This is a genomic window from Leeuwenhoekiella palythoae, assembly GCF_020310025.1.
GTDB lineage: Bacteria > Bacteroidota > Bacteroidia > Flavobacteriales > Flavobacteriaceae > Leeuwenhoekiella > Leeuwenhoekiella palythoae.
This window is the reverse complement of record NZ_CP084318.1, coordinates 587731-600896: the sequence shown is the minus strand read 5'-3', so window position 1 is coordinate 600896 and position 13166 is coordinate 587731. Positions and strand designations below refer to the sequence as shown.

General features: G+C 40.6%; 8 protein-coding genes. 6 read left to right on the top strand and 2 right to left on the bottom strand.

Features of this window, described 5'->3' with window-relative positions; all coding sequences use genetic code 11:
* Nucleotides 1-2: 2 nt before the first annotated feature.
* Entirely contained in the window at nucleotides 3-1031 is a 1029-nt protein-coding gene (locus LDL79_RS02460) for a methionine synthase (protein ID WP_225599037.1), read from the top strand.
* 65 nt (nucleotides 1032-1096) lie between these two features.
* Here the strand turns inward: LDL79_RS02460 and LDL79_RS02455 are convergent, their stop codons facing one another.
* Entirely contained in the window at nucleotides 1097-1810 is a 714-nt protein-coding gene (locus LDL79_RS02455) for a gluconate 2-dehydrogenase subunit 3 family protein (protein ID WP_225599036.1), read from the bottom strand.
* Between the two features lie 3 nt (nucleotides 1811-1813).
* A complete protein-coding gene (locus tag LDL79_RS02450) occupies nucleotides 1814-3532 on the bottom strand; it encodes a GMC family oxidoreductase (RefSeq protein ID WP_225599035.1) in 1719 nt (572 codons plus the stop codon).
* Nucleotides 3533-3786: 254 nt separating this feature from the next.
* Between LDL79_RS02450 and LDL79_RS02445 the strand changes: the two genes are divergently transcribed.
* From LDL79_RS02445 to LDL79_RS02425, 5 genes are all read left to right on the top strand, one after another.
* Entirely contained in the window at nucleotides 3787-6801 is a 3015-nt protein-coding gene (locus LDL79_RS02445; RefSeq protein WP_225599034.1) for a SusC/RagA family TonB-linked outer membrane protein, read from the top strand.
* Nucleotides 6802-6811: 10 nt separating this feature from the next.
* Nucleotides 6812-8431, top strand: coding sequence for a RagB/SusD family nutrient uptake outer membrane protein (locus LDL79_RS02440; RefSeq protein ID WP_225599033.1), 1620 nt, complete (start codon nucleotides 6812-6814; stop codon nucleotides 8429-8431).
* Nucleotides 8432-8441: 10 nt separating this feature from the next.
* Complete coding sequence (locus LDL79_RS02435; protein ID WP_225599032.1) at nucleotides 8442-9242, top strand: discoidin domain-containing protein; 801 nt, start codon at nucleotides 8442-8444, stop codon at nucleotides 9240-9242.
* Nucleotides 9243-9537: 295 nt separating this feature from the next.
* Nucleotides 9538-10968 (top strand): glycoside hydrolase family 125 protein, encoded by a 1431-nt coding sequence (locus LDL79_RS02430; protein ID WP_225599031.1) that lies wholly within the window; start codon nucleotides 9538-9540, stop codon nucleotides 10966-10968.
* Between the two features lie 13 nt (nucleotides 10969-10981).
* The gene (locus LDL79_RS02425) at nucleotides 10982-13165 is read left to right on the top strand and encodes a GH92 family glycosyl hydrolase (RefSeq protein WP_225599030.1); all 2184 of its coding nucleotides are present in this window, start codon (nucleotides 10982-10984) and stop codon (nucleotides 13163-13165) included.
* The last annotated feature ends 1 nt before the right edge of the window (nucleotide 13166 follow it).

Genomic DNA, 13166 nt, shown 5'->3' with positions numbered 1-13166 from the left:
TTATGAAAAATATATTACCAACATCAACCGTTGGAAGTTTACCTAAACCTGCCTGGCTTGCGCCACCCGAAAAACTTTGGTCGCCCTGGAAATTAGAAGGTGATCAATTATTAGAAGGCAAACAAGATGCCCTGCGTATTTCGTTACAAGAACAGCATTTATCAGGAATTGATATTATTAGTGATGGCGAGCAAACACGCCAACATTTTGTAACCACTTTTATAGAACATTTGAGTGGAGTAGATTTTAAAAATCGAAAGACGGTAAAAATCCGTGACCGGTACGAAGCCAGTGTTCCGGTTGTTGTGGATGAGGTGGCGCGGCAAAAAGCAGTTTTTGTTGCAGATGCTCAGTTTCTACGCAAACAGACCAACCAACCTATAAAATGGGCACTTCCGGGGCCTATGACAATGGTAGACACCTTGTACGATGACCACTATAAAAGCCGTGAAAAATTAGCTTGGGAATTTGCCAAAGCACTTAATGAGGAAGCCAAAGCGCTACAAGAAGCAGGAGTAGATATTATTCAGTTTGATGAGCCCGCGTTTAATGTGTTTTTTGATGATGTGAATGATTGGGGGATGGCCGCATTAGAACGAGCCGTTGAAGGATTACATTGTGAGACCGCAATACATATTTGTTATGGCTACGGAATAAAAGCGAACAATGATTGGAAAAAAACGTTAGGTTCAGAATGGCGGCAATACGAAGAAATATTCCCGAAAATTCAAACCTCAAATATTGATATTGTATCCTTAGAATGCCATAATTCACAGGTGCCACTTGAGCTCATGGAGCTTATTCGCGGTAAGAAAGTAATGGTCGGGGCTATAGATGTAGCTACGAATACCATAGAAACGCCAGAAGAAGTAGCCCAAACGCTGCGTAAAGCACTTGAGTTTGTAGCTATTGAAAATCTATATCCGTCAACCAACTGTGGAATGGCGCCGCTATCACGCGAAGTTGCCCGCAAAAAGTTAAGTGCCTTAAGTGCCGGAGCAGCACTTGTACGCAACGAACTTGAGTTTTAATACTAAAAGCTTAGAACAAAAAAACCTCCTTTTTCAGGAGGTTTTTTATGGATTTATAGTACGTTTTAGGTAAGTAAATTCCCGTCGTCATCCCACTCGGCGGTAACGCCACGCTGACTTTGATCTACGCATTTTGCGATCCATTCGGGATCGTAGCTTACGCCGTGTTTCTGCAAAACTTCTTCCGGAACGCCATCCCAGATATTGGGTTGGTTTCCTTTGTAGTCCAGATCTTTGATTCCCATTTCTGAAGTATAATACCCCGTCATCGTCAGGTTGCGCATCAGGCTAAAAAACTGCACCTGCACCGGTTGTTCCCAGCTGGGTTTTTCTGGATCAGGAAAAGCAATCGTATCTAAAATAGCTTTCTGATTTTCTTCCGAAATACTTTTAAATTCAGTGTTGTATTCTAAATTAGAAGTATGGTCTAGCCACATCAAACCACCGCGTATGGGCGTTTGTAAATAGGGCATATCTTTGACAATAAATTCAAGAAACTCGGGCACGCCGGCATCGGTAGCGCTTCCATATTCTTCGTTTGCAGGTAAGATCAGCGCACATAACACGTTCAATGTGTCCATCTCATGTTCTCTAAAAAACTGCTCTGATTTTAGCTTTTCAATCAGTTCGAGTTCTTCAGGGGTACGGCCAAAATAATCTTCAGCAGCTTTCGCGATTTCAACTTCTTTTTCGCCCAGATTGGGATCACAACCTGTGAGTAAAAGTCCGGTTCCTAACGAACCTAAAAACATCGATTTTAAACTATCTCTTCTATCCATGATTTAGATGTTTTGCTGTTTTAATTGTTCAATTATATAATCTGAAGCTCTCCACGAAAGCGCTAAAATGGTCCAAGTCGGGTTTTTATCGGCTTGAGAAACAAACGGTCCCGCATCTACAATAAATACATTATCTACGTCGTGCAACTGCTGAAATTCATTAACTACAGAAGTTTTAGGGTCGCTTCCCATACGGGTGGTTCCCACCTCGTGAATGATTCGGCCCGGATTTTCGAGACCGTAATTCGATTCTTTTGAAGGAGCATCTTGAAGCATCGTACCGCCCATATTATGCACAATTTCTTCAAAAGTATCGTTCATATGTTTGGCCTGATTCACTTCATATTCAGACCATTTATAATTGAAACGCAAAACCGGGATCCCAAACTCATCAACCGTGGTTGGGTCGATCTCGCAATAATTATCTTTCATTGCGATAGATTCGCCACGACCCGCCATACCAATGGTAGAACCGTAATATTTTTTTATATCTGCGCGTAAACTGTTTCCGTAGCCGCCCACTTTTTGATTGAAGAAACGGTTAAGGTCATTGGGGTTAAAGCCAAAACCGTAGCTCGGCATTCCTAAACCACCCCAAACTTCAATATGATAACCGCGCGGGAAATTCAGCTTTTTATTGTCGCCCCACCACGGTGTATAGACGTGCATTCCGCCTACACCATCTTCATTATAGGTGTCGCGATTCATCAAGTCTGGAATGAACGCAGATCTACTCGCACCGGTAGAATCGTGTAAATAACGGCCTACCATATCGCTGCTATTTCCTAATCCGTTAGGATGTTGCTCACTTTTTGAATTCAATAAAATACGTGCTGAACTACAAGCCGAAGCTGCAAGCACCACAATACGGCCTTTCAGCTTATATTCTTTACGATCATCTTTACTGATGTACGAAACTCCGGTAGCTTTTCCTTCATCATTTGTAGTCACTTCGCGCACCATTGCATTGACAAAAAGGTCTACCTGACCGCCGCTTTTTTGCGCCGGAAAGATCAAACAAGTCCCTGCAGAGAAATCGGCATATACCGCACACGCACGAGAACATTGACCACAATAGAAGCAAATACCGCGATCATCGTTGATCTTTTTGGTAAGCATAGACATTCGCGAAGGAATCACAGGAATATTAGATTTTCGAGCTCCCTTAATGTAAAAAAGTTCGTGCAATCTGGGTTTTGGTGGAGGTAGGAAAAAACCATCAGGCTCATTTTCTATATTTTCTTTGGTACCAAAAACCCCAATTAGCTTATCTACTTTATCATAATAAGGTTTTACATCCTCGTATCCTATGGGCCAGTCGTCGCCGTGACCGTCATAGCTTTTATGCTTAAAGTCGCGTTCCCCAAAACGCAAAGAAATACGTCCCCAGTGATTGGTGCGACCGCCTAGCATTCTAGATCTAAACCAGTCAAATTGAGTTCCGTCTTTTTGAGTGTAAGGTTCACCTTCTATTTCCCAACCTCCATAGGCGCTGTCAAAATCTCCAAAAGGTCGTCTATTTGAGGCACCACGTCTTGGAGATTCATAAGGCCATTTGAGTTGCGTACGTTGTTTAGGGTCTGCAGGATCAAAATGAGGACCTGCTTCTACAACCGCTACTTTGAGTCCGGCATCTGCCAAAACTTTTGTTGCCATCCCACCGCCGGCTCCAGAGCCTACGATGATGACATCATACATTTTTGAAGATTCTTGTATTTGCATAGGATAGGTTTAATGTGCTTTAAATTATTTCTAAAAATATGGCGTATAAATTACTGATAATGATAATAGACCTAGAAATAACCTTGCAAATTGTTAATTATGTTAATTTATTAAAATTTAAGTGAATTTCACACAATTATACTAAAACGTTTTATTATAATTGCTAAAACGTTTTACTTTAACGTTTGCGAAAAACAATTAAAACTTAAACATGCATTAATGGGAATTTGAAATTCCAGAAACACCGAACAATTATGGACAAAAACTTTAAAAGATTTATTCTGGTTTTTTTCCTTGCATTAGGTATGACATCGTTACATACCCTTTATGCACAGGGAGGAAAAACCGTTACGGGAACGGTCACTGATCCCGGAGGAATGCCTTTGCCGGGAGTTACGGTACAGGAAAAAGGAACCACCAATGGTGTGGCGACAGATTTTGACGGAAATTTTAGTATAGATGTTGCCTCTAATAACGCTGTACTTGTGTTTTCTTATGTGGGGATGACCAACGTAGAGCAAGCAGTAGGCTCTCAAAATTCGTTTACGATAACGATGGAATCGAATGAAGAATCACTTGAAGAGGTGGTTTTAATTGGTTACGGCTCTCAAGAGCGTAAAGCCGTTTCTACCGCTGTAACTAAAGTAGATACTGATGATTTCAATCAAGGCCAGGTATCCTCACCGGTCGAATTGATTCAAGGTAAAGTTGCCGGACTGCAGATCACCAGAGCAGGAGGAAACAATCCTAATGGTGGTACAGCAATACAGCTTAGAGGGGTTACCTCAATTACCGGTTCTACTTCTCCACTTATTGTAATTGACGGAATTCCGGGAGGTAATCTTGATTTGCTTCAGCAAAATGATATCGAGTCTTTTGATGTACTTAAAGATGGTGCAGCAGCAGCAATTTATGGTACACGAGGGACCAACGGGGTAATTTTAATTACTACCAAAAAAGGAAAGAAGGGTAAGAGTACTTTTAATTACTCAAGCTTTGTTTCACGCGATTATGTAAACAGTAAGCCAAATTTTCTATCGGCAGATCAATTTAGAGCTGCTATTGCAGACGGAATCATTAGCGCTAATAATGATCTAGGAGCTTCTACTGATATTTTTGAAGAACTGGTAAACCGTTCTAATCTTACACAGTATCATAACTTCGTTGCTTCTGGCGGTAACGAAAATGGTAATTACAGAGCTTCATTATACTACAAAGATTCTGAAGGTATTGCTTTGGAAAATGGAAGAGAGGAATTCGGGGTGCGTGCAAGCTTCAATCAAAAAGGACTTGATGACAAACTTACTTTTGCCTCTAGTGTTGTTGTTAATGTAAATGACGCAAACCTTTTAGGAGGTAACCAATTTGGTATTGTAACAGACTGGAATCCTACGGCACCTATTTATGCGCCATTTAATACTTCAGAAGAAGGGGTGTTGTTCAACCAAGGGCGTTATGGTTTTTACCAGCCGGAGAACGGGTATAACCCATTTTCTGAATATGCAAATCGTTTTAATCAGCGTAAGCAAATTACTTTTTCAGGGGACGTAAAACTTGGTTATGAAATAATTCCCGGGTTAGTAGCTTCTGTTTTTGGTTCTTATCAAAGAAACTCTTGGAATGATCGCTTTTACCGTTCAACGCAAGATTATCAGCAGTATAACACCGGTAGTCCTTACTTCGGAACCGGGTATGCCTATAAAGGGAATCATATAGATTATACTCAAACTGTAGAGCCAACAATCAACTTCACTAAAGATTTTGGAGATCACGGCTTTGAATTACTAGGAGGTTATAGTTATCAGTACTCAACCACCGAAGAATATTCTATGGATAACAGTGGTTTTACCACAGATGGTTTTGAAGATTGGAACTTTGGTGCGGGTAACGCGATCACTGATACAGATTTGCCACGTCCTAACTTATCAAGTTTTAAAGAAGATAATACGCTTATCGCTTATTTCAGTCGTTTGAGTTATAACTATCTTGATCGTTACTTTTTACAAGCCTCTGTGCGTCACGAAGGTTCTTCACGTTTTGGAGCCAATAACAAGTGGGCTAGTTTTCCTGCGATATCCGGAGGTTGGTTGATCTCTGATGAGAATTTTATGGAAGGTTCCGCTTGGGTAAACAATCTTAAATTACGTGCAGGATATGGTATTACGGGTAACCAAGGGATTCCTAACTACCAATCTATTGTGACTTTAGGAACAGGAGGTAAATACCCTGTATTTTTAGATGGTGCTGATGGTGCTACTTACTATCAAACCTATGGTCCTGTCAAGAACCCTAACCCAGATCTTAAGTGGGAAACCAAGAAGGAATTCAATATTGGTGTTGATTTTGGATTCTGGTTTAACAAGCTTAGTGGTTCTATTGATTACTATACACGTCGTACCGAGGACTTATTGCTGAGTTATGATGTTCCTCAGCCGCCTTTTGTACAGGGAAGTATTTATACAAACGTAGGGAATATCACCAATAATGGTTTAGAACTCGCGCTGAGTTACCGTGTGTTTGAAGAAGGAGATTTTAAATGGAATGTGGATTTTGTAGGAAGTTATCAAAACAACGAGCTTACGACACTTTCTAATCAAATCTTCTCTGTGAGTGAACTTTACGGAGGAAATATTGGTAACCCAGGAAACCTAGGGGATGCAATTAGAAATACTGAAGGTGGCCCTATCGGAAACTTTTACGGAAAACGCTTTGCCGGTTTTACTGTTGATGGTAAATGGTTATTCCATAAAGCAGATGGGACTATCGGAAGAGCCAGTGATATGACCGAGGAAGACAAGGCGATTATTGGTAATGGTTTGCCTAAATATTATGCTTCTTTGACCAATACCTTCCGTTATAAGAATTTTGACCTTACCATATTGCTACGCGGTAAATTCAAATATGATATTTTGAACACCGTAGATCTATTCTATGGCAATCCAAGTTTACTGCCGGGTAACGTGCTTACTTCAGCATTAGGACAGTACAGCAACATCACTGAAGCACCACAATATTCAGATTACTATCTTGAGAATGGGGACTTTGTAAAATTAGATAACCTGACTCTAGGCTATAACTTCAACTTGGGAGAGAACAGTCCGTTTAGTGCATTACGATTATTTGGTAGTGCTAGAAACCTTGCAACTTTTACCGGATATACCGGCCGTGATCCTGAAGTACAAGATACCGGGTTGTATCCTGGTATAGATGACAGAAACTTTTACCCAAGAACGGTAACGGTTACTGCAGGTGTCAATGTTAACTTTTAATATTAAGAAGATGAAGAAGATAAACTTATTTCAGAAGGCTGCGTGCGCAATGGGAGTGTTACTTACTATTGGGTGTACAGACCTTGAAGAAACTACATATTCAGAACTTTCAGAATCAAATTTTTATAAAACTGAATTAGAACTCGTACAAGCTAACTTAAGACCGTTCACGCATATGCAGGCGTGGTTGGCTTGGTCTGGTCAAAATGGGTATTACTACCATAACGAACTTTCGGCAGATCAAACCGCTTGGCCTCAAAAGGGGCGCCACGGTTATGATAATGCAGACCACATACGTCAACATTATCACACTTGGACTGATCAGGAGGGACGTTTAAATAATGCTTGGAGACTCATGTGGACCGGTCTAGGTTTTGTAAATACGGCTATCGAGAGTATTGAGGCTGTAGATGCAGCATCAATTGGGGTAACTCCGGAGCGTTTGGCTTCAATTGTTGCTGAAGCTAAGGTTTTACGTGCATATCACTATATGAAAATTATGGATATGTGGGGTAATGTACCTATTGTAACCACTGTAGGCGAGCCTAACAATCCACCTACTGCTTCTAGAGAAGAAGTGTTTGCTTTTATTGAGCAAGAACTTTTAGATAATGTTGAAAAACTTCAGCCACTTTCACCACAGCTTATTGGGCGTATGAGTAAAGCTGTAGGATATTCAATTCTATCTGAGCTTTACCTTAATGCTGAAGTGTGGTCAGGTACTCCGCGCTGGGAAGAAAGCATTACATATGCTGATAAAGTGATCAGTGGAGAAGGAGGTTCGTTAACCGGAAACATTGCGTTAGATCAAGACCCGTTAGGACCTTTCAATAATACGAATGAAGATTCTCCAGAAAACATCTTTCAGTTTCCATTCAGTCGTCAAAATGACTTTGGATACAGCTGGGCTTCGTTTTATATGGGCTTCTCTAATATGACTGCAGCTTTAGACGTAAACTACAGCGGTAATAATGCTTTTGTTGTGATTCCTACAGCATTCAATGCATATCAGGAAAATGACATTCGTAAGCAAGAATGGTTTTTATTTGGACCTCAATATAAATTTGGTACTGAGGAACCTATTTTAGGATCTGAAGAGTATAATGGTGAGCCATTTATCTACGTGAATAACATTCGTAGAAATACTGAAGGGCAAACCGGTGAAGGTTCTATGACTGATGGAGAAGAGAATAGCGGTGCGCGTTTTCATAAATACCGTTCTGGTAGACAAGAAGACCCTAACTATTTAGAAGGGGATTACGTGGTTTACCGTTTAACTGAATTGTACTTTAATAAAGCCGAAGCTTTGATGCGTTTGAATAATGGTAACGCAACTCAAGAAGCGGTAGATCTTATCAATGCTAGTAAAGTACGTTACTTTACTTCAGATGATTGGGCAGATGAAGCCTACACAACGACTTCTTTAACGATGAGTGAATTGTTAATTGAGCGTGGTAGAGAGTTCATTTTTGAAGGAAAACGTCGTACTGATCTTATTCGTTTTGGTGAATTCACCACAGGATCTTGGTGGGATCACGAGCCTTCAGGAGATCTTAACTTGACGATCTATCCTATTCCATACAGACAATTACAAGCAAATCCTAACCTTGTTCAAAACCCAGGATACTAAAAAGTATATTATGAAAACAATTTTAAATTCTATAAAACCGGCGGTCGTGCTTCTCCTTATTGCCTTTGCATCTTGTGAGGGAAGGCGCGAATTTGACGCCATCGTTGAAAACGGAGTCAATCTTGATAATTATGACATCATTTTACTAGAGTCAGGAAATACGCTGGATGTAACAGCTACCTTTGAGCCTAATGTTGTTCCGCAACGTGATTATATCTGGGAGGTAGAAGATCCTAGCGTAGCTGACTTACAAGTAAACGAGGATAAATCTGTAACCCTAACCGCAACCGGATCTGGAGAAACTGTTTTGCGTGTTACGGCAGCAGATGACAGTTCACTTACAGATACTGCGCCGTTAAAAGTGATCGCGGGGCCTCCTGTAGATATTACAGATCAAAGTACGATCTCAGTAAACCGGGAATACAGCGGTGGAGCAGAAGGTCGTGAAGGATCAACTAAGCTTATTGATGGAGATTTGACAACAAAATATCTATCTGGTTTTGTCACTCCGTTTTGGATAAATCTAGAGTTTGAAGAACCTATTGTAGCGGGTTATTATTCATTTACTTCAGGTAATGATGCTCCAGATCGTGATCCACAAGATTGGGAGATACAAGGTTCACAAGATGGAGAAACCTGGATCACCCTTGACAGCAGAGAAGATTACAGATTTTCAGATCGTACTCAAACCAGAGAATTCTATTTTGATAACAATACCGCCTATAAATTCTACCGATTAGATATTTCAAGTAATGGTGGAGGCAGTTTGTTTCAAATGACAGAATGGAGATTATTTTTATTACCATTCTAAGCTCAAGAATAAAAAGAATCTTTATTTATTTGAAAAGATTTATTTAGCCCCAGCCGCCAGACATAACATCTGGCGGCTTTTTTTTATTAACGCAGTCAAGTCGTTTAAAATATTTCTAAAAAATTCAATGGAATTAGAGAAGTTACTTACGCAATATTTAATGATAAAAAACTTGAATAACTAAAACGTTTTACTTATTTTCACTTAAATTACAAAAATATCGTTTTCGTATATGCTACGCTTATTAGTTTTTAAGGTGTTAAATGGCTAAAGTGTAGTGTTTTATATCCTCATTATGCAAAGAAGAACATTTATTCAAAATACGGCCTTAGCCGGAGGCTTAACCGTGATAAATCCTACTGGCCTTTTTGCCGAAAGTTTATTTAAAAAATTTCCAACAGTGCGTGTGCCGGCAGGGCAACGTAATTTTGAGAGTAAGGCCATTGAAAAGGCGATTAAAGAATTCTCAAAAAATGTTGACGATCAAGAGCTGTCTTGGTTATTTAACAACTGTTTTCCTAACACATTAGATACTACGGTTACTTATTCAAAATATAAAGGAGCGCCAGATACCTATGTGATCACGGGAGATATTGATGCCATGTGGTTGCGGGATAGTTCTGCGCAAGTGTGGCCTTATATGCAATTTGCAGACGAGGATAAAGATCTTAAAAACCTTATCGCCGGTGTGATCAATAGGCAAACACGTCAGATTTTAAAAGATCCGTATGCTAATGCATTTTATGACGATCCGCAGAAAAAAGGGGAGTGGACCTCTGATAATACCGATATGCTTCCGGGAGTGCACGAGCGCAAATATGAGATCGATTCTTTATGCTATCCCATTCGTCTCGCATACAATTATTGGAAAACAACCGGTGATACGAATCCGTTTGATAAACAATGGCTTGCAGCGATCAAGAACATTTTAAAAACCTTCAAAGAACAGCAGGAGAAAGACGGTACCAACCCGTATTCTTTCAGTCGAAATACGTCTAACGGGACAGATACGCGCTTCCTCCGCGGGAAAGGTTATCCTGTAAAACCGGTGGGGTTGATTTGTAGTGCTTTCAGGCCTAGTGATGACTCGACGGTCTATTCGTTTTTGATTCCATCTAACTTTTTTGCTGTGGTGAGTTTGAATCAGGCTGCAGAAATGGTTGAAACGCTTCAGGATGAAACGGAACTTGCTAACGAGCTGAAAGCGTTGGCTACAGAAGTTAAACAGGCGATCGCTAAATATGGTGTGACCGAACATGAAAAATACGGTAAGATCTATGCCTTTGAGACCGATGGTTTTGGAAACCATTTGATGATGGACGATGCCAATGTGCCGAGTTTACTTTCCTTGCCTTACCTGGATGCGGTAGATGTAAATGATCCTATTTATCAGAACACCCGTGATTTTGTTTGGTCGTTAGACAACCCATTTTTCTTTAAAGGATCGGCTGCCGAAGGTATTGGCGGACCGCACGTAGGGATGAATATGATCTGGCCGATGGCGATTACGATGCGCGGTCTTACCAGCACTTCAGATGCAGAGATTAAAGAGTGTATTAAGATGCTTAAAAATACACACGGCGGAACAGGATTTATGCACGAGACTTTTCATAAAGATGATCCTACCGATTTTACCCGCTCTTGGTTTGCCTGGGCAAATACTTTATTTGGCGAACTCCTATGGAAAACCTACCAAGAGAATCCCGAATTACTCAATTCGATTTAAATTATAGAAATTGATGAAAAATCACGCTAGCGCCTTCCGTTTGAAAATACTATTCAGTTTTACAGTGATGCTGTTGAGCATAACTCAGGTTTTAACAGCGCAACAACAAGAATCTTATGTAGAAAATCCTGTGGCTTTTGTGAATCCATTTCACGGGACAGCACCGCTTACAGATCCAGATTTTATAGGGTACACGCCGCCCGAAGGATGGCGTGTTTGGGCAGGACTAACCTATCCCGGTGCAACCCTGCCCAATGCAATGGTACAACTGAGTCCTATTACCCAATATGGAAGCGGCGCTGGCTACGAATATGAAGACAAAGAAATTCTGGGCTTTACACATACCAATAAAGGCCACTGGAATTTGTGTCATATTCCGATTTTGCCAATCGCAGAAAAGGCTTCGGCACCTTTTAAATCTTCTTTTGATAAGGAAAATGAAACTGCTTCTGCGGGTTATTACAGTGTTTACTTGAACGATTATAAGGTAAAAGTTGAGGTTACCACTACCTTACGTGCAGGTTTTCATAAATATACTTTTGATGACGATGCCGCTCACAATATTCTGTTTGATCTGGGACGTGCAAATCATCACGTTGATGCGTGGCAACTGCGCCAAACCGGGCGTAAAACACTCGAAGGTTTTCAACGTACGGGCGGTGATAAGGTATATTTTTCGGTGGAACTCAGTGAGGCAATAAGCGAACTTCAACAAGTGAATCCGAATACCGATAAAGGTTATGCGCTTCTAAATTTAAAAGCTTCGCCAAAACCGGTAAGCTTAAAGATCGGTTTGTCTTTTGTAAGTGCCGAAAATGCACGTGAAAATCTTCAGCAAGAAATAGGAAATAAACCCTTTGAAGAAGTACATCAGGCTGCAGAAAAAACGTGGGATGCCGTTTTGTCAAAAATTCAGGTTTCCGGTGGAAGCCAAAAAGAAAAAGAACTTTTCTATTCTTCATTATACCGAAGCATGCAATGGCCGGCTTTACGCAGTGACTACAATGGGGAGTTTACAGATGCTCAGGGAACGGTTCAAAATAAAGGCTTCCGCTATTATACCAATCCGTCGCTTTGGGATACGTATCGCAACAAACTGGTTTTATTGAGCTTATTATCGCCGGAAGTTACCGGTGATATCATTCAATCGTTGATCGACAAAGGAACTCAAAGCGGATTTATGCCTACCTTTTTTCACGGCGATCACGCTGCACCTTTTGTCACGCAGGCTTATGGTAAAGGCATTACCAATTTTGATGTGAAAAAAGCCTACGAGCAGCTTCTAAACAATGCGTATAAAGAGGGCGGCACACGGCCGCATATTGCAGAATATATTGAGAAAGGTTTTATTTCAGATCCTGATGTTGAAAATCCGCATGTAGAAACTAAAGCAAAAGCTGGTGTTTCAAAAACGCTTGAATATGCTTACGATGATTACAGTTTGTCGTTGTTGGCAGAAGCTTTAAATGATGACAATCACGCCAAAGATCTTGCTGCACGTGCAAAGAATTACAAGAATGTCTTTGACCCAGAAACGCATTTTATGCGCGGTAAGCTAGCTGATGGATCTTTTATAAGTCCGTTTGATGCTGAATATCCGTATTATGAGTATATGTATCGCGAAGCCAATGCGTGGCAGGTTTCATTTTTTGTTCCACACGATATGCAAGGTCTGGTAGGCTTATATCCAAGTGAACAAGCGTTTGAGCAAAAGTTAGATTCGCTGTTTACCTTACCGTGGAACCCTAAACATATCGCGCGAAATGTAAGCGGATTTTTAGGTCAATACTGCCACGGAAATCAGCCCGATCACGAGGCACCCTTTGCCTATTATTTTATCAATAAGCCCGAAAAATCCCAGCACATTATAGACAGGCTTTTAGAAGACTATTATGGTGTTGGACCAACCGGTTTAGCCTTTAGTGGGATGGATGATGCGGGGGAGATGAGCGCCTGGTATGTTTTTGCAGCTTCGGGATTGTATCCACTATCACCGGCAGATAATGAGTATCTAGTAAGTCTTCCCGTTTTTGACCGCGTAAAATGGAATTTAGGTAGAAATTCTTTTGAGATCACTCAAGAAGGCACTTCAAGAAACTTAAAAGAAATACAATACAATGGTAAAACGCTTGATGGCTATTTTATTGATCAGGAACAATTGATGCTTGGTGGCGATTTAAAATTAAACGTAGAGTAAA